The 22776-nt window shown below is 44.5% G+C and carries 22 protein-coding genes; 8 read left to right on the forward strand and 14 right to left on the reverse strand.

What is annotated here, in order from left to right; translation table 11 throughout:
• Positions 1–174: 174 nt before the first annotated feature.
• Positions 175–588 carry a BrxA/BrxB family bacilliredoxin gene (locus CPIN_RS30760; RefSeq protein ID WP_012793791.1) on the reverse strand — a complete coding sequence of 138 codons (414 nt, stop codon included), beginning with the start codon at positions 586–588 and terminating at the stop codon, positions 175–177.
• Positions 589–818: 230 nt separating this feature from the next.
• Between CPIN_RS30760 and CPIN_RS30765 the strand changes: the two genes are divergently transcribed.
• Together CPIN_RS30765 and CPIN_RS30770 are read left to right on the forward strand one after the other, a co-directional pair.
• Positions 819–1274: an Hsp20/alpha crystallin family protein gene (locus tag CPIN_RS30765; RefSeq protein WP_012793792.1), complete on the forward strand. Its 456-nt coding sequence runs from the start codon at positions 819–821 to the stop codon at positions 1272–1274.
• 148 nt (positions 1275–1422) lie between these two features.
• The gene (locus CPIN_RS30770) at positions 1423–2262 is read left to right on the forward strand and encodes a hypothetical protein (RefSeq protein WP_012793793.1); all 840 of its coding nucleotides are present in this window, start codon (positions 1423–1425) and stop codon (positions 2260–2262) included.
• A gap of 360 nt (positions 2263–2622) precedes the next feature.
• Here CPIN_RS30770 and CPIN_RS30775 read toward each other — a convergent pair whose 3' ends face one another.
• Together CPIN_RS30775 and CPIN_RS30780 are read right to left on the reverse strand one after the other, a co-directional pair.
• Positions 2623–4020, reverse strand: a complete 1398-nt coding sequence (locus CPIN_RS30775) for a type III PLP-dependent enzyme domain-containing protein (protein WP_012793794.1) — start codon at positions 4018–4020, stop codon at positions 2623–2625.
• 230 nt (positions 4021–4250) lie between these two features.
• Positions 4251–4883: a WbqC family protein gene (locus CPIN_RS30780; protein ID WP_012793795.1), complete on the reverse strand. Its 633-nt coding sequence runs from the start codon at positions 4881–4883 to the stop codon at positions 4251–4253.
• 339 nt (positions 4884–5222) lie between these two features.
• On the opposite strand from CPIN_RS30780, the gene CPIN_RS30785 reads away from it, so the two are divergent.
• Entirely contained in the window at positions 5223–5678 is a 456-nt protein-coding gene (locus tag CPIN_RS30785) for an LEA/WHy family protein (RefSeq protein ID WP_012793796.1), read from the forward strand.
• 78 nt (positions 5679–5756) lie between these two features.
• On the opposite strand, the gene CPIN_RS30790 is transcribed toward CPIN_RS30785, so the two are convergent.
• Both CPIN_RS30790 and pyrE read right to left on the reverse strand, forming a co-directional pair.
• Positions 5757–6128 carry a heavy-metal-associated domain-containing protein gene (locus CPIN_RS30790; protein ID WP_012793797.1) on the reverse strand — a complete coding sequence of 124 codons (372 nt, stop codon included), beginning with the start codon at positions 6126–6128 and terminating at the stop codon, positions 5757–5759.
• A gap of 69 nt (positions 6129–6197) precedes the next feature.
• A complete protein-coding gene (gene pyrE / locus CPIN_RS30795; protein ID WP_012793798.1) occupies positions 6198–6845 on the reverse strand; it encodes an orotate phosphoribosyltransferase in 648 nt (215 codons plus the stop codon).
• Positions 6846–6884: 39 nt separating this feature from the next.
• Here pyrE and CPIN_RS30800 point away from each other — a divergent pair, with 39 nt between their 5' ends.
• Entirely contained in the window at positions 6885–7511 is a 627-nt protein-coding gene (locus CPIN_RS30800) for an NUDIX hydrolase (protein ID WP_012793799.1), read from the forward strand.
• 28 nt (positions 7512–7539) lie between these two features.
• Here CPIN_RS30800 and CPIN_RS30805 read toward each other — a convergent pair whose 3' ends face one another.
• From CPIN_RS30805 to CPIN_RS30820, 4 genes are read right to left on the reverse strand one after another with little or no spacing between them, the layout of a single operon-like run.
• Positions 7540–7974, reverse strand: coding sequence for a hotdog fold thioesterase (locus tag CPIN_RS30805; protein ID WP_012793800.1), 435 nt, complete (start codon positions 7972–7974; stop codon positions 7540–7542).
• Between the two features lie 30 nt (positions 7975–8004).
• Entirely contained in the window at positions 8005–8475 is a 471-nt protein-coding gene (gene coaD / locus CPIN_RS30810) for a pantetheine-phosphate adenylyltransferase (protein ID WP_012793801.1), read from the reverse strand.
• 6 nt (positions 8476–8481) lie between these two features.
• Positions 8482–9033: an RsmD family RNA methyltransferase gene (locus CPIN_RS30815; protein WP_012793802.1), complete on the reverse strand. Its 552-nt coding sequence runs from the start codon at positions 9031–9033 to the stop codon at positions 8482–8484.
• The gene (locus CPIN_RS30820) at positions 9024–9899 is read right to left on the reverse strand and encodes a DUF3822 family protein (protein ID WP_012793803.1); all 876 of its coding nucleotides are present in this window, start codon (positions 9897–9899) and stop codon (positions 9024–9026) included. The genes CPIN_RS30815 and CPIN_RS30820 overlap by 10 nt, the downstream gene beginning before the upstream one ends.
• A gap of 55 nt (positions 9900–9954) precedes the next feature.
• Between CPIN_RS30820 and CPIN_RS30825 the strand changes: the two genes are divergently transcribed.
• Positions 9955–11286 (forward strand): MATE family efflux transporter, encoded by a 1332-nt coding sequence (locus CPIN_RS30825; RefSeq protein ID WP_012793804.1) that lies wholly within the window; start codon positions 9955–9957, stop codon positions 11284–11286.
• A 2-nt stretch (positions 11287–11288) separates the two neighbouring features.
• On the opposite strand, the gene CPIN_RS30830 is transcribed toward CPIN_RS30825, so the two are convergent.
• From CPIN_RS30830 to CPIN_RS30845, 4 genes are all read right to left on the reverse strand, one after another.
• Positions 11289–12044 carry a tetratricopeptide repeat protein gene (locus CPIN_RS30830; protein ID WP_012793805.1) on the reverse strand — a complete coding sequence of 252 codons (756 nt, stop codon included), beginning with the start codon at positions 12042–12044 and terminating at the stop codon, positions 11289–11291.
• Positions 12045–12151: 107 nt separating this feature from the next.
• The gene (locus CPIN_RS30835) at positions 12152–12502 is read right to left on the reverse strand and encodes a dihydroneopterin aldolase (RefSeq protein ID WP_012793806.1); all 351 of its coding nucleotides are present in this window, start codon (positions 12500–12502) and stop codon (positions 12152–12154) included.
• 226 nt (positions 12503–12728) lie between these two features.
• Entirely contained in the window at positions 12729–13673 is a 945-nt protein-coding gene (trxB, locus tag CPIN_RS30840; RefSeq protein ID WP_012793807.1) for a thioredoxin-disulfide reductase, read from the reverse strand.
• 241 nt (positions 13674–13914) lie between these two features.
• Positions 13915–14772: a sigma-70 family RNA polymerase sigma factor gene (locus CPIN_RS30845; protein ID WP_012793808.1), complete on the reverse strand. Its 858-nt coding sequence runs from the start codon at positions 14770–14772 to the stop codon at positions 13915–13917.
• A 326-nt stretch (positions 14773–15098) separates the two neighbouring features.
• Between CPIN_RS30845 and CPIN_RS30850 the strand changes: the two genes are divergently transcribed.
• From CPIN_RS30850 to CPIN_RS30860, 3 genes are all read left to right on the forward strand, one after another.
• The gene (locus tag CPIN_RS30850; RefSeq protein WP_012793809.1) at positions 15099–16121 is read left to right on the forward strand and encodes a threonine aldolase family protein; all 1023 of its coding nucleotides are present in this window, start codon (positions 15099–15101) and stop codon (positions 16119–16121) included.
• A 529-nt stretch (positions 16122–16650) separates the two neighbouring features.
• A complete protein-coding gene (locus CPIN_RS30855; protein WP_012793810.1) occupies positions 16651–19296 on the forward strand; it encodes a valine--tRNA ligase in 2646 nt (881 codons plus the stop codon).
• Positions 19297–19395: 99 nt separating this feature from the next.
• Positions 19396–19857 carry a hypothetical protein gene (locus CPIN_RS30860; RefSeq protein ID WP_012793811.1) on the forward strand — a complete coding sequence of 154 codons (462 nt, stop codon included), beginning with the start codon at positions 19396–19398 and terminating at the stop codon, positions 19855–19857.
• Here the strand turns inward: CPIN_RS30860 and CPIN_RS30865 are convergent.
• On the reverse strand, positions 19854–22661 hold the full coding sequence (locus CPIN_RS30865; protein WP_148230677.1) for a hypothetical protein: 2808 nt from the start codon (positions 22659–22661) through the stop codon (positions 19854–19856). The two genes, CPIN_RS30860 and CPIN_RS30865, sit on opposite strands and share 4 nt — an antisense overlap.
• Positions 22662–22776: the final 115 nt, after the last annotated feature.

Genomic DNA, 22776 nt, shown 5'->3' on the forward strand with positions numbered 1-22776 from the left:
AAAAATTGGTGATCTGAATTTTCCTATGAACAAAGCCGAATTAGTCAAATGGAAAATCAAACCACCAAAGTAAGCTGTAAAAATTACAAATTCCAAATCATAATCCCTTTTTCTATTGTGTAAATAATATATTAACAAGCAACAGCAGAAAGGATTACAATCTGGAATAAGTTTTTAGCAGTATTGCGCAAACGCGTCAGCCAGGTTCGCTGCAATCATCTGTGCAGGACGACCTTCAATCATGTGACGCTCAATAAAATGCACCAGCTGACCATCTTTAAATAAAGCGATCGCAGGAGAAGACGGAGGATAAGGTAACAGGTGAGAACGAAGCTGCTGAACCGCTGCCAGATCAAAACCCGCAAAGCTGGTTGTTAATCTGTCTGGTTTCTTTTCACTGTGCGCAACGGCCATCAGCACACCAGGACGTGCACTACCTGCAGAGCAACCGCAAACTGAATTGATCATCACAAGGGTTGTTCCCTCTTGCTTTAATATCTCATCCACTTTCTCAGGTGTAAGCAGTTCTTGAAAACCATTATCTGTCAATTCTGCCTTCATGGGCATTACTAGTTCTGCTGGATACATATAACTACAATTTTTTTTGTTCGATAGTTTCCACAAAGTTAAGCATTCAGCAGATTAAATAGAAAAACTTGAATGAATATGACCATATGTCATGGCAAAACAATACAAACGGACAAAAAGTCCGGTCAATAACGGTGTTTCATAGCATTTTAGCAGGTTTTATGCCATGGTATCCTGTTTGCTTATACCTAATCGTTCAAATTTTAAAACAAACTCAAAAAATTATAATCATGACATTCGTAAAATTCAACCAGGCTCCAGCAGTAAAATCTTTCGGTGGTTTAGTAGAAGATATCTTCAACCACAATGGCTTTAGCAGATTTTTGAAAGATGACGTTCACACCAACGACTTCTACGGTGCTTACCCACCAGTGAACATCACAGAAAATAAAGAAGGATACCAGGTAGATCTGCTTGTACCAGGTTTAGCAAAAGAAGATTTCAAGATCAATCTTGAAAACAAAGTATTGACTATCAGTGCAGAGAAAGCTGCTGAAACCAAAGATGAAAATCAGAAACAATTACGCAGAGAGTTCAGCTTCCGTTCATTCAAACGTTCCTTTACCTTAAATGAACAGGTGGATGCTGAAAAGATCCAGGCGAAATACGAAAATGGTATACTGAAATTGCAGCTGGCGAAGAAAGAAAAAGTGCAGGATGCAGCAAAAGCAATTGTAGTTGAATAAGTAGAAAGGTTGGATAACGTGTGAAATCCCCTCCCTCCCGGAGGGGATTTTTTTTATAATTCCATGGCATAGCTACCCAATAATTCACACAAACGTTTAAGGGCGGAAATACTTTTTAAAGATAATTTGCTCATATAACCGTATGGCTATGCCGCAGTTGATCAAAAAAATATACAAAGTTGCTTTAAAGACGTACCAAAACCTGGAAAATGCGGTGATTGGCAACGTCTTACACATTACGACGGACTCAAAAGACCGTTGTAATGCGAGGCTGCTTTTTGATTATCTGTTCTTCCATTTACTGTTATTAATACCAAAATACCTGATCGGGCTTTATACACATAATACAACGGAACTGTTATTAAGCACTGCATTCCTGATCACCCTGGTCACCTGTATGTTATTGGTAAGAAAAGGCGCTCCCGTAAAAACGATCAGTATCCTTGCCGCCTTCCTTACCTTAATCCTCCCGGCCGCCTGTTCTTTCTTAAATAACCAGGACCTTTCACCCAGATATTCTATGATCTGGATTGTAAGTATCCTGTTCTGTTACATCGCTACCAATATAACAGCCACCCTGGCATTAGGCGCTGTATTGTGCGGTTACCTCAGTCTGGTAGCCTGGATCCAGGTCAACCACATCCCCGTATTCAGCACAGCCGGGTTTAGTCCGGAACAAAGCCTGATCTTTAATCCGATCCTCACCGCATTCTATATATTATTCTTAATCAGGGTACTGGGTGCACATTATAAGAACATCTTCATCACAGAACGTGAACGCACCCTGCAAAAACAGAAACAACACTCTTCCCTGCTGAGTCAACATCTTACAAAACAATTCATTATACTGAAAGGATTGTCGCGCTCCGGGAAGTCCAAATACATGGATGGCAACAAAGAACTGCTGGAAGCCTGCCTGGTTGAAATTGAAAAACAGTGTGAAACGGCCATCAGCTACCTCGACAATGGCACGGGTACAGAAAATTAAAACGGCTAGGTTCGCCGCTTACACTTCTGTGTAAGACGTTTTCTAAAATGGTAAATAACTGTTAAAAAAATTACAACTTTCGGGTATTTCCCACCTCTCAGACGCACCCTATCTTTGCAATGTAAACAAACAGGGTCCTATTCTCCCTATACACCGACTGAGTCCTTCTTTCTCCCTATACACCACAACCTTTTATCCCTTCTTGGTCTTATTTTCCTTTATGCTTAGATGGTAAACCTATGCCGTGAACGGCTCTTCTGCATAAGGGGAGCCTATTTTTTTCATATAACGGATAATCATACAAAAAAGAAACCCCGCGAGAAATCGCGGGGCATTTCAGTGGATTACTAACCCATTTTTTTAATAACCCAAAATCTTTAACATACTCTGGGCAGTTTGCTCCTTGGCATACAGCCAGTCTTTCAGCTGCCCGTTTTTGTCATATCCGATGATCACATGTTTAGGCGAAGGGATCAGACAGTGTTTGATACCGCCATATCCACTTAACTGGTCCTGGTAAGCACCGGTATGGAAGAAACCAATGTATAATGGCTCCTCTCCGGCAAGCTTCGGCAGGAACACCGCATTAATGTGCTCTTCTGAAGTGTAAAAGTCATATCCGTCACAGGTCAGCCCTCCAAGATGGACCTCCTGGTATTCCTGATCCCATTTATTAATGGGTAACATCAGGAACTTTTCCCCGATACCCCAGGTATCAGGCAGGGTGGTGATAAAGGAACTGTCAATCATATACCAGTTCTCTCTATCGTTCTGCATCTTTTCACCCACAACGCTATAGATTACAGCGCCGCTCTCTCCCACTGTGAAAGATCCAAATTCAGTGTAGATATCCGGAACGGGTACCTTATTCTTCTTACAAATACTCTTGATGTTGGCAACAATCTCATTTACAATGTAATTGTAGTCATAGTCAAAACCAAGGGAGTGTTTAATAGGAAATCCACCACCTACGTTAATGCTATCCAGCTCAGGGCAGATTTTCTTTAACTGACAGTACAGGTTCACCACACGGTTAAACTGGCTCCAGTAATAGATATCATCTTTAATACCCTTGTTCATGAAAAAATGCAGCATTTTCAGCTCAAATTTTTCATTTCCCTTCAGCTTATCCACGTAAAACTCCAGCACATCACGGGAGCGGATGCCTAATCTGGATGTGTAAAAATCAAAGGTAGGTTCCTCTTCCGCCGCAATACGCAGCCCCAGCTTCACCTTATCCTTTGTACGAATGAATTTTTTGTAATCCTCCAGCTCCTCTTTGTTATCCAGTACAGGAATCACATTGCGGAAACCTGAGTTGATCAGACGGGAAATAGCTTTTGTATATGGCTTGGTCTTGTAACCATTGCATATCACAAAAGTATCCTTGTTGATCTTTTTCCTTTCGTACAACTTCGTGACGATGTCTATGTCATACGCGAAGGAAGTCTCGATATGAATACCATGCTTTAGCGTTTCCTCCATGATAAAGGAGAAATGCGAACTCTTGGTGCAATAACAGTAGTAATAGTTCCCGTCGTACCTGTTCTTCTTAATTGCATCCTGGAACATTTTCTTCGCCTTATTAATCTGCATACCGATTTTCGGCAGATAAGTCAGCTTGAAAGGTGTCCCATACTTGTCTATCAAAGCCTTGATATCCACTCCATTAAACTCCAGGTAGTTATCCTGAACGTCAAAACCTTCCTGTGGGAATTCGAAGGTTTGGTGCACGAGATCTGTGTAGGTACTGTTCATTTAAACCTATAAGACATTTTAAGGATTAGTAAAAGCTATCACAACCCTCGCTGGAAAACTCCTGGTTTATGCACCTACGTCAGTTCGAAGCCCAGCAAAATTGGTTGCAAAGCTAAATATTTTGTGTTATTGGCTGGGTAAAAAGTTTCATTTTTTTTTAAACGGTTAAATATTACGCTAAAATATTACGTTTCAACTTTTTATCACGTAATGTATGTAATATTTTACCCCTATTTAATTAGCTCCAGGCTACGTTTTCCCTCACAGAAAATCAGGTCCAGAATGCTCAGATCAGGCAGGAAACCAACGCGGTCCTGGAATACCTGGGTATACCGAACCGTGTCTTCCTCCACTTCCTTCTCTTCCGGCCGGATGATATCCCTCATATCGTTTATGCCAGCCACCTCATATGTCTTATGATATTCATCTGTAAAACTAACCGGCGTATTCACGCCAATGATCTTGTTGGCCCACTCAAAGCAAAGCATATTCCAGTCCAGCAGAAATGATACCGGTTTTTCATACAAAAGGCCCATTTCGTCCTCATAATATTCAAACCATGGAGAACGACGGTAAGCAGACACAAGGGTTTTCCAGTGCAACGCCTGCCAACGCTCATCATTGCTGATCCTTACATCCTTCGTTACCGTCCGCTGATTCTTTCCACGGGATAATGGAACGCTTAATAAAATGCGTCCGTTCGGTCCGGCGATATAACAACGGTTACGATAACTTAACTTCTGGTAGTGTTCAAACTTTTCCAGGAGCAGATGATCGTAGTTAATTAAAGTTTTGTAAAAGGAAATATTTGGAAAATACTGTGTTTCAATGAGTAGTGTCTTCTTGTGTGCATCAGCTGCCATGTCGTCAAAATTGGTATTTAATAGCTAAACCTGTATGTTTCAATCAATTAAAAAGCTTGTCCCAAATTCTTTGATAAGCTGTGCTAAATAGCTGACTCACAGCTCATAGAAGCATAATATATATGCTACTCGCTTTAGTATTGTTGCTTTTTAACTAAGTACGCAGGAAGCCGCAAATTTACTAAACTATTTAGTAGCTTTCTTTGTTCATTTTCCAGGGACCGTAATACTTCAAGTAAAATATTAACCCATGGTTTTAAAGAGGTTAAAACTTTCCTAATTCCTTCTCCTCACTTTTGACATCTCTACCCTTTGGTGTAGGTTTGTCAAAAATCTTTCATGAAGTTTTTCAGACTCGGCATTATCATCTTAACGATCTGGGGCGTAGCGAGTTCATGTGAGAAAGCCAAAGATCTTGAATTTGTAAGAGTGGCAGGCATCAACTTCGACAACCTCGGCTTTTCTAAAAGTATTGTCCGGTTGACCCTGGCATATTACAATCCTAACAATTTTAAACTCAAATTGAAGGACGCATCTTTTGATCTTTTTATGGACGACAACCTGGTCGGCCATTCTCTACAGGATACCATGATCGCAATCCCGGCAAAAGACACCTTTTACTTCCCCGTAAAGTTGGAAGTAAATATGGAAAACGTCTTTAAAAATGCTTTAGGCGCCCTCATGAATAAAGAGGTGACCATCAAGGCAACCGGCAATTGTAAAGTAGGCAAAGGCGGCGTATACCTGCCATTCCCTATCAAATGCGAAACAAAACAGCCAATCAAGTTTTTCTGATCATAACCGTGTAAAACTAAAAAGGCCTCGTTGCAATGCAACCGAGGCCTTTTCTTTTGAATACGTTTGTCAGCTTAATTAGTGCTTCTTATCACTGTGGCCGCCATCTTCCGGCTTCTTACAGCAGGTGGGCAGTTTAGTGTAAGCTTCTTCATTTGCAGTGACATTGTCTGCGTCGTACCCCGCATTTGCGATAGCAGTTTTTACGTTCTCTATATTCGTACGATCACTGAAGAACTTTACAGTAGTGATGCCTTTTTTGAAGTCTACTTTGGAAGACTGAACGCCTTCTTCTCTTGACAGGTATCTCTCAATGCGATTTTTACATTGCTCGCACTGCACAGTAGGGGTATTCACCTTGGCAGTTACCAATGTACCTTTTTTAGTCTGGGCCATTGTAACACCGATACCCGTAAATAATAATACCAATACTAATTTGATGATACGCATAATTTTCTTTTTACAGACCCTAATATAACGAATACTTATTAACTGAAAAGTTGATTTGGGAAGAACGGTTTAAACAGCTGGTGCTGCATTCCACTTATCCGGCGCACTCCTCCATGCTTCCAGCGTAGCCTGCTCGTCAGCCGATACCATTCCCTTTTCAACTGCCAGCTCAATCAATGCACTGTAGTTGCTCAGTGAATAGTAAGGTACTTTCGCCTCTTCGAATGCCTTAACCGCAATATCAAATCCGTAGTTGAAAATAGAAACCATACCAATTACCTCACCACCGGCTGCACGGATCGCATTCACTGCCTCCAGACTACTCTTACCGGTAGAAATAAGGTCTTCTACCACCACGACAGGCTGACCCGGCTGTAATACACCCTCGATCAGGTTGCCCATACCGTGTTCCTTCGCCTTCGCTCTTACATATATAAAAGGCAGCTTCAGCTGATCTGCCACCAGGGCGCCCAATGGAATACCACCGGTAGCCACGCCGGCTAATACCGCCGCATCCTGGAACGTTTCAAATACCACATTGCACAACTCAGACTTTACATAGTCGCGCACATAAGGATAAGATAATATCTTACGGTTGTCGCAGTAAATAGGAGATTTCCAGCCAGATGCCCATGTGAATGGCTCTGACGGACGCAATTTTACCGCCTGTATCTGTAGCAGTTTCTCTGCCACCTGTTTTTCGCTGATCTTACTCATAGTAAGCAAAAATAGTTAATTACAGATTACATTTGCGCCATGCAAACAGATACAGTTATTTATCTCAATGAACGTCCGCTGCTGATCACGGCTACCCATCAGGGAATCCCTGAAATATACAAAGATGCAACTTTGTATACGGAGCCGGACGCTGCTACTATAGAATCGGTATTACAGGCCCTAGAGACAGGCAAATCTGAATCTGCCATTTTCATCCATCCGGATACGCCTGCCCTGCTGGAACAGGTAAAAGGATACTTTCACGTGCTGGTAGCTGCCGGCGGCCTGATCACCAACCAGGAAGAAGAAGTATTACTGATGTTCCGCCGTGGTAAATGGGATCTGCCAAAAGGCAAACAGGATCCGGGAGAAAACCTGGAAACAGCCGCCCTCAGAGAAGTGGCCGAAGAAACAGGACTACATAACGTCACACTGGAGCATAAAATCGGGGAAACCTTCCATTTCTATACCTGGAAAGAAAAGAGAACGCTGAAACACACTTACTGGTATAAAATGAAATTCACCGGCACAGAACTGACCGTTCCGCAGATAGAAGAAGATATTGTCGATATACAGTGGATTAAACCGGAGCACCTGGGTAAATACCTGAAGTTCTCCTATCAGAATATTATAGACGTCTTCGCAAAAGATGGCTATGCAGTATAATAATTAAAGCTTAATGCCTGTAGGGGCATTAAGCTTTTTTATCTCTTACAGCCACCGTTAAGCGGCTGATACATACCAGTTTATTGTCATCGTCACAAATCCGGATATCCCATACATGCGTTGTTGACCCGATATGTAATGGTCTTGCGATCGCATGTACATACCCTTCAGATACCCCCTTGAGATGGTTTGCATTGATATCCAGTCCCACACAGATCTGTTTCTTCGGATCAATGATCAATGAAGAAGCCACACTACCCACCGTCTCCGCCAGCGCCGCAGATGCACCGCCATGTAAAAGACCGAATGGCTGCTTTGTCTGATTATTCACCGGCATGATCATTCGCAGATAATCAGGACCGATTTCTGTGAATTCCATGCCCAGGTGGCCGGACAAAGTATTATTACCATATTCGTTCAGCTGGTCGAGGGAGATATCCAGAGAATGCCATATTGGTTTCATGGGTAATGACGCATTAAAAGTGAAAAAAGGTTATGCTTTGAGCTGCCTGATAATATTGGCCGGCAACAGCTGGGAAGCATCGCCGCCATAACGCAGCACATCCCTCACCAGCGAAGAAGCCAGTGTGGAATAACGGGGCGAACAGCTCAGAAAAATAGTCTCGATATTTTCATCCATCATCCTGTTCACATCAGCGATCGCTTTCTCATATTCGAAGTCGCCAATGCTGCGGATGCCGCGCAAAATAAACTGCGCGCCGATCTCTTTACAGGTGTTCACTGTCAGTCCTTCATAAGAGATCACTCTTACCTTCGGCCTGTCGCTATAGATCTCACGGATCCATTGTATACGCTGTTCCAGGGGGAACATCGGCGTCTTGGCAGCATTCACGCCAACACCTACTACTATTTCATCGAAAAGGTCCAGCGAACGGTCTATAACATCCGTATGCCCAAGCGTGATCGGATCAAAAGTGCCCGGGAATAAGCAAATACGTTTCATGCCTGTTTATTTTTTCAGCTCCTCCCTGTTAATGAAGATCGAAAAGATGGTAGTACCATAGTTACGTTCACTACGGTAATATGAATAATTCTTGTAGTTATTACGAGGGGTATGTTCCAGCACAAACCAACCTTCCGGCTCCAGCAACTGTCTTTCGAAAACAATCAGCGGCAACTGGTCAATGGTGGTCAGCGCGTAAGGCGGACCCGCAAAAATAAAGTTGAATTTCTCCGTACACTGTTCAAGGTATCTGAACACATCCATACGCTGCAACTTCACGGGTACTTCCAGTGATTTGGCCGTCTTCTGTATGAAGTCCGCCATATTCGGATCTTTCTCCACAATAGTCAGGTCGGTCACGCCCCTGGACGCCAGCTCATAACTGATACTGCCTGTTCCTCCGAAAATATCCAGTGTTTTCAGTCCGCTGAACTCCAGATTATTCTCAAGGATATTAAATAGTCCGCCCTTCGCAATATCTGTCGTGGGACGGGTATGCGGCATATTTGCTGGCGGCTGAAACCGCAATCCTCCCTTCTCGCCTCCGATTATACGCATAATGCCATCGCATAAAGATTGTTAAAATAATAGCCCGGAATCTCCTCCATTTTCGGGATGTACCAGAAGCCCGGCAGGCGAGGCATCCATTCCAGTTTCGGAATGAATCGGCGTAATTCCTCATGTATCTGTGAATCAGATGTTACCGCCCCTCCTACTTTCACCTTCACCAGCTGTTCGTCGAGACCCGTCTGACGCAGTATATTCACCAGGTGATACACTACATCCAGACCCGTCTGACTGGACACATCCTGCTGAATCAGCAGTTTACCAAACCTGAAAATGGTCAGCGAGAACTTATGTTGCTGAATATCAACATAAGCAACGCCATTCAGTTCCAGGAAGTCGTTATCAAACCGGTAAGACTTCAGCAATCCCGAATTAGCGTGGATCACCTTATCCGTCGAAAATTCCTTTCTTAAAAAGCCCATCACATCCTTATCCACTGAGTAGATATTAACCAGCTGCTGATCTGTCAATACATCCGCCAGCACCAGTTCCTGGGTCTGTTCAGGGTAAATGACATGCAGGTAATCTTTCTTCAGAGATGGATTATAGTGCTGTTCGGGCACCAATGTACTGTTTACGCCGTCAAAGGCCAGCTGCACCAGGTTGAAATTGGTGAATAGCAGCTTGTCTGCATCGAATATCTGTTCAATCATCTGCAGATCTGCGGTGGCAGTCTTCTGCGGTAGAAAATGATAGGATTTCAATGCCAGGAACTTTTTCGCGGCCGGATTATACACTACGTAACTGAAGGTCCCTTTACCGATTAGAACAAGCAGCTGGCAGGAAGTAAGATCCGTCTCTAGCAGAGATGCATCATCCGCAGCAAAGGCAGGATGAATTTTATAGGACACAGACATTATTAATACATTAGATATGGCACAATAATACTCAAAAAACGTGACTTTTGCAGCTATGCAGTTCGAAGTAAGTACGCGGCAAATAATAAAAATTGCTGCCCCTATATGCCTGGCTCTCATTATTCCACAGATAAATCACATGACAAATACCGCTTTCCTGGGTCGTCTGGGGGAGTTTCAGCTGGCGGCCAACGGCATCGCCGGTATTTATTATCTCGTGATGTATATGGTAGCTTATGGATTGAATAATGGTCTGCAGGTCCTGATCGCCCGCCGGGCAGGTCAGCTGAATACAGAAGGAATCGGCCGCCTCTTCTCCAATGGCCTGCTGCTCGGCCTGTGTTCTTCCTTCCTGGTCATCGCCATTACCCTGCTCCTGGCGCCCTGGTTCTTCTCAAAAAGTCTTCATAATCAACAGATATACGCAGCCGCATTGTCCTTTATCCGCATCCGCATCTGGGGGCTCCCCTTCCTGATGATGCTAAGTATGGCCAATGCCTTCTACATCGGCAGCGGTAATTCCAAAGTACTGGCAGTGACTTCTTTATGCCAGGAAGTTGTCAATATTTTCTTTGATTATACCCTGATATTCGGCAAACTGGGATTACCTGCCCTCGGATTAAACGGTGCTGCAGTCGCCTCTGTCATTGCAGAAGGCACGGGTATGACCGTCGCATATACGATCCTCTTTGGTATGGGATTTCACAAACGCTTCCTGCTGTTTAAATACCTCAGACCCTCCTGGACAATTATGCGTAGTATCCTGACCATTTCTGCACCACTGATCGTGCAATTCCTGTTCAGTATCGGCAGCTGGTTTATCTTCTTCATTTTTATTGAGCATCTGGGCGAGCGCCCCCTGGCTATTTCCAATATGCTTAGAAGTATCTTCGGATTCTTTGGCGTCTTTACCTGGTCCCTGGCCGCAACCTGTAACACCATGGTCAGTAATATCATTGGTCAGGGAAAAACGGCGCAGGTATTCGGGGTGATCCGTAAAATTGTCACGATCAGTTTACTATGTGCAGTAACGGTGTGCATACTGGTAAACCTTTTCCCATACAATATCCTGCGGATCTACACAACGGATATGCAGCTGATAGGAGATGCCATTCCCTCCGTCCGTATTATTACCCTGAGCACCCTCCTGATGGCAATATCCGGGGTCGTATTGAGTGCGGTGACAGGTACCGGCAATACAAAGATCAATCTCGGTATTGAATTCGCCGCAGTAGTGGGTTACCTGTTATATTGCAATATTGTAGTGGAACAATGGCGCAGCCCTTTATATGTAGCCTGGCTGGCCGATTTCTTCTACTGGACCATCATCTTTGTACTTTGCTTCTTCTATCTGCGAAGCGAAAAATGGAAATCTAAGTCTATCTGAAATTACTCCATGCTTTCCAGCATCTTTCTGCAGTTGGACTTGATACCCGGATCATCCTGGTATACCGGACGCAGGGTCACAGCTTTCCGCAACACTTCGATGGACTTTTCCAGTTCTTCCTTGTCTTTATAAGCTTTGGCGAGATCCTGGTAGTTGACCAGCAGGGAGGGATCCAGTTTACGACATTTTTCAAAACTGGTGATCGCATTGTCCAGTGAACCTTCCGGTAAACCGCCGAACAGCATTTTTGCTGCCGCCTTTTCCAGTGCGTTCATATTCGCCATATCATAACTGAGTTTGCCCAGTACATAATAGGCTTTCGCGTAGGTAGGGTTAAACTTGATGGCCAGTTCAGCAAATCTTTTTACTTCTTTATAAGCGGCGACCTTTTCCTTCGCGCCCTGGGTGGTCGCAACACGACCCAGTGCTACCGCCATCGCATAATTAGCTTCCGCATTCTCCGGCGCTATTTTGATCGCCTGATCTGCATAACTTTTTGCTTCGGTATAATTACGTGTTTTCTCGTCCTTTTCGGTAGCTCTGCTGCCTTCGCGGGCACTGAGTTCACTGGCGCCTGTCAGTGCGGCAATGTTATCAGGTTGTACTTTGAGCGCATCTTTGTAAAGAGACAAGGCGGCTGGCTCTTTCATTTGTTTTTCCAGTTGTCTCGCCTGGTCAACCATCTCGTCAGCACTTTGCGCATATGTAAATGCAGATACCAGGAATAAAGCAGCAGATGTAAATACCTTATAAAACATAGGGCGGAATTTTACACATATTAAATTAACTAAATTTAACGCTTTATCGACAGATAACCCATACCGTATATGTATTTATCTGTACATACAGAAGAAATCTCCTTGTTTTAATAATTCTTTTCGAGCGTTACAATGGAATTACGAATAGGAGCCCCCATCGGAGGGTTCATTTTTTTAAGGGATATAACCGAGCGCTGGATTTCAGGATATTTCTCCTTCACCGCCCCGCTGATATTATATACAACCTGTTCCAGCAGGGGTTGCGGAACGGCCATGATCTTCTTCACGATATTGTAAAGTCCCTGATAATTAACCGTTTCAGCAATACTGTCAATATGATGTGTACCAGGAATAGTCACAAAGATGTCTACGACAAATTCATTGCCTATCACCCGTTCTTCCGGATATAAACCATGAAATGCACGAAAAGTAGCTTGTTCTAGTCCAACGGTAAGCATGAGAGGAAATTAAAAATTAAGAATTAAGGATTAAGAATTTTAATCCCTGTAGAAGGAAGAGTCTACATTTCGAACTTAAATCCAGACCTTCACTTTAACATCAGCATTGTTGACTGCCAACACCATAACGCAGTCCCCCCATGGCAATTGACTAAAGAAAAAAGGAACTAAGAATCAGGCAATTGATTTCTCAATTCTTAATTCTTAATTCCTAATTCTTAATTGTTTATATGCCCTGGGCTGATAAATAACGTTCTGCGTCTAACGCGGCCATACAACCACTACCCGCAGCTGTTACTGCCTGACGATAGATCTTATCCTGTACATCGCCACAAGCGAATATACCTTCCAGGTTAGTACGGGAAGACCCTGGTACGGTTTTGATATAATCCTGTTCGTCCAGCTCCAGGTAATCTTTGAAGATAGCGGAGTTTGGCTGGTGACCGATCGCCACAAAGAAAGCGCTTACCGGAACGGTAGTTTCTTCATTTTTGGCAGTGTTCAGCAGTTTTACTGCTTCCACTTTATTTTCACCCAGTACTTCCTGGGTTTCAGTATTCCAGTATACGATGATGTTGGAAGTTTTCAGTACACGGTCCTGCATTACTTTGGAAGCGCGCATTTCATGACGGCGAACGATCATATGAACGTTGCTGCACATTTTAGACAGGTACAGTGCTTCTTCGGCAGCGGTATCACCAGCACCTACGATAGCTACTTCTTTACCACGGAAGAAGAACCCGTCACAAACAGCGCAGGCAGATACACCGCTACCGTTCAGACGTTGTTCGGAAGGCATTCCCAGCCATTTGGCAGAAGCGCCTGTCGCGATGATGATAGCATCTGCCGTCATCACTTTGGATTCGTCGATCGTTACTTTATATGGTTTGCTGCTGAAGTCTACGGATGTAGCCAGACCAAAGCGGATATCAGCGCCCATACGGGTCGCCTGCTTTTCAAAGTCAACCATCATTTCAGGTCCCTGAACACCTTCCGGGTAACCTGGATAGTTTTCTACTTCTGTCGTGATGGTCAGCTGACCGCCCGGTTGAATACCCTGGTAAAGTACAGGTTTAAGATTTGCTCTTGCGGCATATATAGCGGCAGTGTAGCCTGCCGGTCCGGAACCTATTATCAATAAATGTACATGTTCCTGTTGGTTAGTTTCCATGCTTACTATGTAATATTAATAAGGTATAATGATCGTTTATGAATGTCCGTATTCGTTACCGGCTCACATGACAGGTACACGAACCACGCCCAACCATATAGTTTGCAAAAATACGTTTCCCCATAAAATAAAAAACACCGGCTATAAAATTACAGCCGGTGCATCTATATAAAAGTTATAGATCTATGATTTGAATAGCAACCAAATGCTTATCCTCTTCTCCTCCATCTTAATATGGGGATTAACCCAGGTAAGATTTCAGTGCTCCGCTGTAGCGGGCTTTTTGCAGCCTTTTGATGGCGCGTTCCTTGATTTGACGAATTCTTTCCTTTGTCAGGTCGTATTTCTGACCGATTTGTTCGATCGTTGCTCCATTCTCTCCATCCAGACCAAAGTATGCGTTTACGATCTCCGCTTCACGAGGGCTGAGTGATTTCAGCACACGACGGATCTCTTCACGCAGTGAATCACGCATCACATCATCATCAGTGATATCGCCACCTTCCAGCAGGTCCCCCATTGCCACATCTTCTGCTTCGTGAACCGGAGCATCCAATGACATGTGACGGGTATTGCTTTGGAAGATATTGTTGATCTCTGATTCAGACATTTCCAGGATCTCTGCTAACTCTTCTGTTGAAGGTTCTCTTTCATTCTCCTGTTCAAATGCCATGTAGGCTTTGTTAGCTTTATTGTAAGTGCCGATTTTATTCTGCGGCAGACGAACCAGACGGCCCTGTTCTGCTAAAGCCTGTAGTATGGATTGACGAATCCACCAAACAGCATAAGAAATGAATTTGAACCCTTTCGTTTCATCGAATCTCTGCGCAGCCTTGATCAACCCTAAATTGCCCTCGTTAATGAGGTCGCTGAGGCTTAAGCCCTGGTGTTGATATTGCTTTGCTACTGATACTACGAAACGAAGGTTTCCTGTAGTTAAACGTTCAAGAGCCTTCTGGTCACCCATCTTAATGCGCTGCGCCAAAACGGTCTCTTCCTCAGGTGTTAACAAAGGGATCTTTGAAATCTCCTGCAGGTATTTTTCTACCGCCTGCGAATCACGGTTTGTGATCTGGGTGGCAATTTTAAGTTGCCTCATATTGAAAGTTTATTAGTTTATAAATTGAATAACATCAAAAGAATTTTTTTGTTGAGATATTTTAAATAATTATCTTACAACCTATTCCACTCCTCTAACATTATCGTTTTAACAAATTAGCCTGCAAAGATCGTGCTAATATCCCACACCTCCAAATACTTTTCAAGCCATCAATTTGCTATAACAAAGTACTCTATATAAACGATATTTAATAACCCTTTATTAGGTATTTTTACGGCTTTAGTTAAATTTTAACAATTGAAAAATAATCAACTTCAGATTATTAACTTCACTAATTTATTATTCGATACATTGCAAATTCTTCAATGATGATTATTGATTTCAGGAGCGATACTTTCACAAAGCCAACTCCCGGAATGCTTAAAGCGATGACTGAAGCAGCCACCGGTGATGATGTATTTGGCGAAGACCCTAGCATAAACGAGCTTGAAGCCATGATGGCAGCATATTTTGGCAAAGAAGCTGCCATGTACTGCCCTTCCGGCACGATGAGCAACCAGATTGCAATCAAAGTACATACCCAGCCGGGTGATGAGGTGATTTGCAGTGATGTAGCCCATGTATATATATATGAAGGCGGAGGTATCGCTTTTAATGCCGGCGCACAGGTGCGGGCGCTCGAAGGCGACCGTGGTATGATCACCGCTGCACAGGTAGCTGCTGCCATCAATCCTGACGATGTGCACAAAGCCACTACCAGCCTGGTTTGCCTGGAAAACACCTCCAATCGCGGAGGCGGCTGTTGCTATGATGTAGAAGAGATCACCAGGATCAAAAATGTATGCCGCGATAATCACCTGAAACTACACCTGGACGGCGCAAGACTGTTCAACGCGCTCGTAGCAACCGGGGAAAATCCGAAGACATTCGGGGAACTGTTCGATACCATTTCCGTCTGCCTCAACAAAGGCATGGGCTGCCCGATGGGCTCCGTCCTGCTGGGGAGCACTGCATTTATCAAATCTGCCCGCAGGGTGAGAAAAAAATTAGGCGGTGGATTACGACAGGCTGGCTATATGGCAGCAACCGGACTTTATGCCATGGAACATCACATTGCCAGATTGGCAGAAGACCATCTGAACGCCAAGCAGATCGCTAAGTACCTGTTGCAGAAAACCTTCGTCGGACATATGCTGCCGGTAGAAACTAATATTCTCATCTTTGATGTACAGGACGACTGGACGCCTAAACTATTCACCGACTATATGAAACAGGAAGGCATCCTTGTCACACCAATTTCCGATACACAGATCCGTATGGTCCTTCACCTGGATATTACACCGGAAATGGTGGAAAAAACATGTGCCGTCATTGCGCACATGGAATAGCCAATTCCAAAAACTGGCATTATTTCCAGCAAATAGTACGCTATCCGCATAATTCTTAATTCTTAATTCCTAATTCCTAATTTAATAAAAGGGCTGTCCGCTTTACGGCGAACAGCTCCTTCTCCTTGTTCTTAATTCAGCCACGCTGTTACCTGCCGGTAATCACGGAGATCAATCCCTTTGCTATGCGCCTCAGTGAGCAATCGTCCGGATACGGCAATGATTTTAAATTTAATTTCAGTACTGCATAAGAAGCTACCATCTTTCGGAGATAGGCTGGCAAAGGTGATTCGGTTAATAATAATACATTACGGGGTTATCTGTCGGCAATAGTTGCTGAAAGCTGATCAAAACTAGCCTGCCCCGCCGGCAGACACAACCGGGATTGTATACCCGGCCGCATTTTTTTTGTAAGCGGTCGTTTTACTCTGAAAAGTGAAGAAAGGGGACTCTCCTCCCTAAAACGAAGATGATTCTAATCGGTTATTCTCTTATTTTTGCACACTTATATAAATGATATATCGCAAGCATGGAACTTTCTAAAAATTTTACGCCTGCTGCTGCTGAAGGCAAATGGTACCAGCACTGGATGGACAAAGGTTATTTCCGTAGTAAACCGGACAACCGTCCCCCCTTTACCATTGTGATCCCTCCTCCTAACGTCACCGGTGTGCTGCACATGGGACATACCCTGAACGAGACCGTCCAGGATATCCTGGTGCGCCGTGCACGTATGAGCGGATACAATACCTGCTGGGTCCCTGGTTCTGACCATGCGTCCATCGCAACAGAGGCAAAAGTGGTGAACATGCTCAAAACCGAAAAAGGGATTGAGAAATCACAGCTTACCCGTGAAGAGTTCCTCAAATATGCATTTGAGTGGAAAGATAAATATGGTGGCATCATTTATAACCAGATCAAAAAACTGGGATGCTCCTGCGACTGGGACAGGGTAACCTTTACCATGGACGACCATTACTATCAGGCAGTTATCAAAGTATTCGTTGATCTGTATGGTAAAGGACTGATCTATCGCGGCGCCCGTATGATCAACTGGGACCCGAAAGCAAAAACAGCCCTGAGTGACGAGGAAGTACAGTACAAAGACATCAACGGTAAACTGTACCACGTTCAATACGCTATCACCGATTCTGAAAATAATCTTACCGGCGAAAGCATCACCATCGCTACGCAACGTCCTGAAACCATCATGGGCGATACCGCTATCTGCGTAAACCCTGATGATGACCGCTATAAACACCTGGCAGGTCACTTTGCCATCGTACCACTGGTTAACCGCAGAGTACCTATCATCTTCGATACTTACGTAGATAAAGAATTCGGTACCGGCGCCCTGAAAGTGACGCCTGCTCACGATATCAATGACTATAACCTGGGTCTGAAACACAACCTGGAAGTAGTTGATACCCTGAACGATGATGGTACCCTCAGCCCTGCTGCCGGCGTATTCATCGGTGAAGACCGCTTCAAAGCCCGTAAAAAGGTGATCGCTGCACTCGACGAACAAGGCATCCTCGTTAAAGAACAGGAATACACCACCCGTCTCGGCTACAGTGAGCGCAATCCTGATACTGTGGTAGAACCGCGTATCAGTACCCAGTGGTTCGTGAAGATGGCAGAACTGGCTAAACCTGCCCTGGACGCAGTAGTAGACGGAAACGTAAAGATCCACCCGGGCGACCGTTTCCTCGCTACCTACAAATACTGGATGGAGAACGTAAAAGACTGGTGTATCTCCCGCCAACTCTGGTGGGGACAGCAGATCCCCGCTTTCTATGCACCTGATGGCACATTCGAAGTAGCGCAGAACGTAGATACCGCCATCGCCCAGTTCAAAGCGAAAGGCGCTACCTACACAGCCGCTGACCTTCGTCAGGACGAAGACTGTCTGGATACCTGGTTCTCTTCCTGGTTATGGCCAATGGAAGTATTCAATGGTATCTCCCAGCCAGACAATGAAGAAATCAATTACTACTACCCCACCAACGTACTGGTAACCGGACAGGATATCATCTTCTTCTGGGTAGCCCGTATGATCATGGCAGGTCAGGAATACAGAAACGAAAAGCCATTCAGTGATGTATACTTCACTGGTATGGTAAGAGATAAACAAGGTCGTAAAATGAGTAAACAGCTGGGTAACTCCCCCGATCTGCTGGAACTCATTGATAAATACGGTGCTGATGCCGTTCGTTATGGCATCATGATTTCTTCTCCTGCAGGTAATGACCTGCTGTTTGATGACGCAGCACTGGAACTGGGTAGTAAATTCAGCAACAAGATCTGGAACGCCCTGAAACTGGTGAAAATGTGGGAAGCGAATACTGCCGGCGATGCCAATGCCGCGGTTGACCATTTCGCAGTAAGATGGTTCGAAAGCAGACTCAATGAAGTAAAAGTACAGCTGGCGGAAGAGTTTGCGGACTTTAAGCTGAATGAAGCCCTGAAAACAGTACGTAGCCTGATCTGGGATGATTTCTGTAGCTGGTACCTGGAATGGGTAAAACCTGGTTTCGAACAACCTTGCGATGCAGGTATCTATGCGAAAACCGTTTACTTCTTCGAAGAACTGATGCAGTTACTGCACCCATTCATGCCATTTGTGACAGAAGAAGTTTATCAGTTACTGAAAGAACGTGCAGCTGGCGATGACCTGATCATCAGACAGTATAGCGCTCCTGGTACGATTGATGCCAATATGCTTGCAGAAGGCGAACTGGCTAAAGAAGTGATCACCAGCATCCGTGACTCACGTAACAAACATCAGATCAAGCCAAAAGAAGAAATTGTACTGCATATCGATACCCTGCAGGAAGCCGCCTTCAAACAGATCGAAGGTATGCTCTCCAAACAGGTAAACGCGAAAGCAATCAACTACACCAAAGAACCGGTAGCTGGCTGTATCACATTGGTAGTGCAGAAAGACAAATTCTACCTGGGTACGGAAACCGTTGTAAATACCACCGCCCAGAAAGAAGAGCTGGAGAAAGACCTGGCTTATCTGCAAGGCTTCCTGGTATCAGTTGAGAAAAAACTGAGCAACGAAAAGTTTGTTCAGAATGCAAAACCGGAAGCGGTAGAGATAGAACGAAATAAGAAGAAAGACGCTGAGGCAAAAATTGCCGCCATTACGGAAAGTTTGAAATCACTATAATTTTCAATATCGCCCGGACGTTAACTACTCCGGGCGATTGCTTATATCCCTGTTTATACTATGCGTAAATGTTATTTGATTTCGGGAATCCTTTTATTCATGGCCAGTATGCCAGTATTGGCGCAGACTGCAAAGCCAAAGAAACCTGCTGTTAAGAAACCTGCAACCGCTGCTACTGGTAAAACAGCCACTACTACCACCCGCTTCCGTAGCACCTGGGGCATTTTCCTGCCAGATACGCTTCCACGCCCGGAAATTATCAAACTGCTTGATTCTCCGCTCGTAGTAAGGGACGAAAAGAATAACAAATATCCTGTGGTATCCTTCCAGTTCACCTACGAAAGAAAGGAACCCTATCTGAACGATACAACCGGTAAACCCGGCTTCTATTCCGAATTTGTCGGAGACGACTTCAAAGGCGACAGACTCCCTGCCTTCTGGGTAGAGCGCATCAAAGAGATGCTTGAGAGAAATGAAGTATTTTACTTCGATAACATCATCATCAACTATACCGGCGATAAACTGTACAGAGCGCCTAAACTTCGTTTCAACGTTCGTTAATAGCTGAACAGCTGCTGCAATGGCAGAATGAATGAGAACCTTTGTGTTGCGTTATCAATAGGATCCTTGTCAAACAGGTGACTATACCGCAAACCAAAGGTGAAAGGCACTTCATTGCCCACTTTTGTGTCGAAGAACAGCTCTCCACCCGTAGATTTATACTCCGTATTTATCTTCCTGATAAAATTATAGGCCCTGCTGTAGTCATAGAAAACATTCGCCCTGATACGCATGAAATAGAGGATCTGTGCAAATCCCCAGTCCGGATAAACGATCGGGAAATGATAATTCGCTCCCAGCTTATACACATGCTCATAGAATGGCTCATTGTATCCCCTGGAATAGGCAAAGTTGTCTGTGAAAGAGTAATTACGGGAAGTATCCCGCTGCTGCCATGCACCCTGTAACACAAGACTATGACTCGGCAGGATACCCGGCAGATACAGGTCCAGTCTGGCGAACAACTGCTCCGCAAATACATTGGTGAGCGAGCGGTTATACTGTAAAGCGATGTATTGTCCGAAATGAGAATAAATATGCTGCCTGGCCCTGAGCCGCTGGTTATTAAACACCAGGGTATTGCCAATATACTGCACACTCGGATGCGTAAAACGGAAAGCCCCCTGCGGGATGCGCTCCAGGTAGTGATACATGGACGACACTGACAGACTACGACTATACAAACCGGAAGACAGGTTCAGCGGAATCGTAAAACCGCCGTGTACATCCATTTCCTTCCAGTATAAACGTCCCTTACCGGTAAAGAGATCGGAACGGTTGAAGGTATACTTCGCTCCTGCCTGCAAATACGGGAACAATGCGCCATAAATGAAATCGCCGGTAAAACCGGAACTCCCCTCATTACGGTTGTAGGTATATCCGATAGCTGTCGTAGCCGTATTCAGGATATTATCTCCGTATAAAGTCACGCTATAATCAGGATCATCAAAAGTAGGCAGCCAGCTATGAAAGTTAAACAGACGGCTGCTTTTCTCATATTTCGTTACGGTATACTCCTCATGCGGCGCTTTCTCCAATATGCTGCCACCTTCCTGAAAATCCGGCCGTAACCAGGCACTATGATAATTACGTCCTGTATCTATCGGCTGCCATTCTTTCGGCGCCAGCGGTGCTGCATACAGCGCATATCCTTTTGTACCGAATGCGCTGTAGATGACCTGCTGGGAACTGTTATCAACCGCTGCATGTAACACGCCATTGGAATGCGCGGTTACCTGCCAGATCTTTTTATCAGATAACGTCAGTGCGTATACGTTATCTACGTCTTTGTAAGCAGCGGTATAATATACCGTATCCTGGCCAACCGATGGAATACCCAATACCGTAAAGGAGAAAGGTGTCAGCAGTTCCCGTTCTCCCGTCTTCACTGACTGACGTAACATCGCCATCTCTCCCTGGTTATTACGCACATTGCTGATCACCCATTGTTCATCCGCAGAGAACTTCGGATAAGTATAATACCAGTTATCAGGGTTCGGTAAAGAATCGATCAATGCACCTGTCCGTGCATCCAGTATCTGCAAACCGTATCGTTGTGATGTCAGTGTGGATACGACCACAATACGTTTACCATCTGCAGAAATATCAGGAGAGAAATACCGTGTTGTATGTGTGAGGGTCGCCGTCTTTCCGGTAGACATATCATATGTCTTTACGACGGAATAATCCTTCCAGGACCAGCGGGGATGGAAACGGGCTTCCGTCCATACCAGACGACCATTGCGATAACTGAAATAGTCGTCGAAGTTCATACCCGGACGGGTCACCAGCTTTTGATGCCCACTGCTATCCAACAGGTAAAAACCAGCCAGCTGCTGATAGGAGTCTTTGTAGATCAGCCATTCTCCCGGCTTCACCGGATAAATGTATTTATAGTTGGTAACGGTATGAGGTACTTCCAGTAAAGCTTTCCCAGGTTTACGCTGTTCCTTTGCATAGTTATTCCACAATGGCTGATACTCTTTCAGCATGGCATGATAGAAACCGGCGGAATTGGTGCCTGTACGTTTCTTCAGACTACGGGATAAAGGATAAAAAAGCCCCCGGTAACGTACCGCGTCAGTAGTAACGTCTTTCCAGAAAGTACGGCCATAATGTTCACGGCCATACATACTCATCAAATATCCTAAAGGGTAATGGTTCGGCGTAAAGTCCACGTAAGAACCATTCCTGATCTTCATGTAACTGTAATCGCGATGTTCCAGGGATAAAGCCCTGAAGCCGTCGAAGAAAGCAGGCAAACGGCCCCTGCCCTGCAAACTCAGCGCTGTTTCCATGGTCACAGCATCTCCTTCCCAGAACCAATTGGGCACGGCAGTACTGGCAAAACCTGCCATTCCCAGCTCTCCCATCACATAATAAGCAACCCGGGTCAGTCCCTGATTGAAATTACGGTATTGTAATACGTGACGGTATTCATGAATCGCCAGCTGGTCTTCCCATTTCAATGATCCGAGATCTGCGGAAGCCGGCGGCGGTGTGAGATAAAATTCAGAACGGAAAGGGCCCATGGCGACATAACCATTGGATTCCAATGTCTGGTTCTGTAATACAATACTGACTTTTTTATTCCTGTCTCCGATGGATGTACGGGTATACCTGTCAATATAGTGAATAAGGTTAGCCACACGTTGTCCCTGCTGCTCCAGGCCGGCAGGAAATATCACACGAGCGGTATCGGTATTGATCTGATGCCATTTCACGGAAGGTGGATTACCTCCAAATGATTGCGCCATTAAGGCAAAGGGGAACAATAATAAAAGTAGGCAGGAGATAGTTTTCATATCAATTGCAGGTATATCAAACAAGATACGTTAGAAATTAGGAATTACGAATTAGGAATTAGGAATTGAGGCTGCCAATGAGAAAAGGTAGTATCTGAAATTTAGCTACATGTTA

It is taken from the genome of Chitinophaga pinensis DSM 2588, from assembly GCF_000024005.1.
GTDB lineage: Bacteria > Bacteroidota > Bacteroidia > Chitinophagales > Chitinophagaceae > Chitinophaga > Chitinophaga pinensis.

Coding starts and splice junctions, on each gene's coding strand:
- coaD (WP_012793801.1), bottom strand. CDS start 8,475: ATGAAACGTATTTGCTTATTCCCGGGCACTTTTGATCCGATCACGCTT.
- CPIN_RS30865 (WP_148230677.1), bottom strand. CDS start 22,661: ATGAAAACTATCTCCTGCCTACTTTTATTATTGTTCCCCTTTGCCTTA.
- CPIN_RS30760 (WP_012793791.1), bottom strand. CDS start 588: ATGTATCCAGCAGAACTAGTAATGCCCATGAAGGCAGAATTGACAGAT.
- CPIN_RS30765 (WP_012793792.1), top strand. CDS start 819: ATGACATTCGTAAAATTCAACCAGGCTCCAGCAGTAAAATCTTTCGGT.
- CPIN_RS30805 (WP_012793800.1), bottom strand. CDS start 7,974: ATGAAACCAATATGGCATTCTCTGGATATCTCCCTCGACCAGCTGAAC.
- CPIN_RS30820 (WP_012793803.1), bottom strand. CDS start 9,899: ATGTCTGTGTCCTATAAAATTCATCCTGCCTTTGCTGCGGATGATGCA.
- CPIN_RS30855 (WP_012793810.1), top strand. CDS start 16,651: ATGGAACTTTCTAAAAATTTTACGCCTGCTGCTGCTGAAGGCAAATGG.
- CPIN_RS30785 (WP_012793796.1), top strand. CDS start 5,223: ATGAAGTTTTTCAGACTCGGCATTATCATCTTAACGATCTGGGGCGTA.
- pyrE (WP_012793798.1), bottom strand. CDS start 6,845: ATGAGTAAGATCAGCGAAAAACAGGTGGCAGAGAAACTGCTACAGATA.
- CPIN_RS30860 (WP_012793811.1), top strand. CDS start 19,396: ATGGCCAGTATGCCAGTATTGGCGCAGACTGCAAAGCCAAAGAAACCT.
- CPIN_RS30815 (WP_012793802.1), bottom strand. CDS start 9,033: ATGCGTATAATCGGAGGCGAGAAGGGAGGATTGCGGTTTCAGCCGCCA.
- CPIN_RS30850 (WP_012793809.1), top strand. CDS start 15,099: ATGATGATTATTGATTTCAGGAGCGATACTTTCACAAAGCCAACTCCC.
- CPIN_RS30790 (WP_012793797.1), bottom strand. CDS start 6,128: ATGCGTATCATCAAATTAGTATTGGTATTATTATTTACGGGTATCGGT.
- CPIN_RS30800 (WP_012793799.1), top strand. CDS start 6,885: ATGCAAACAGATACAGTTATTTATCTCAATGAACGTCCGCTGCTGATC.
- CPIN_RS30845 (WP_012793808.1), bottom strand. CDS start 14,772: ATGAGGCAACTTAAAATTGCCACCCAGATCACAAACCGTGATTCGCAG.
- CPIN_RS30770 (WP_012793793.1), top strand. CDS start 1,423: ATGCCGCAGTTGATCAAAAAAATATACAAAGTTGCTTTAAAGACGTAC.
- CPIN_RS30780 (WP_012793795.1), bottom strand. CDS start 4,883: ATGGCAGCTGATGCACACAAGAAGACACTACTCATTGAAACACAGTAT.
- CPIN_RS30825 (WP_012793804.1), top strand. CDS start 9,955: ATGCAGTTCGAAGTAAGTACGCGGCAAATAATAAAAATTGCTGCCCCT.
- trxB (WP_012793807.1), bottom strand. CDS start 13,673: ATGGAAACTAACCAACAGGAACATGTACATTTATTGATAATAGGTTCC.
- CPIN_RS30830 (WP_012793805.1), bottom strand. CDS start 12,044: ATGTTTTATAAGGTATTTACATCTGCTGCTTTATTCCTGGTATCTGCA.
- CPIN_RS30775 (WP_012793794.1), bottom strand. CDS start 4,020: ATGAACAGTACCTACACAGATCTCGTGCACCAAACCTTCGAATTCCCA.
- CPIN_RS30835 (WP_012793806.1), bottom strand. CDS start 12,502: ATGCTTACCGTTGGACTAGAACAAGCTACTTTTCGTGCATTTCATGGT.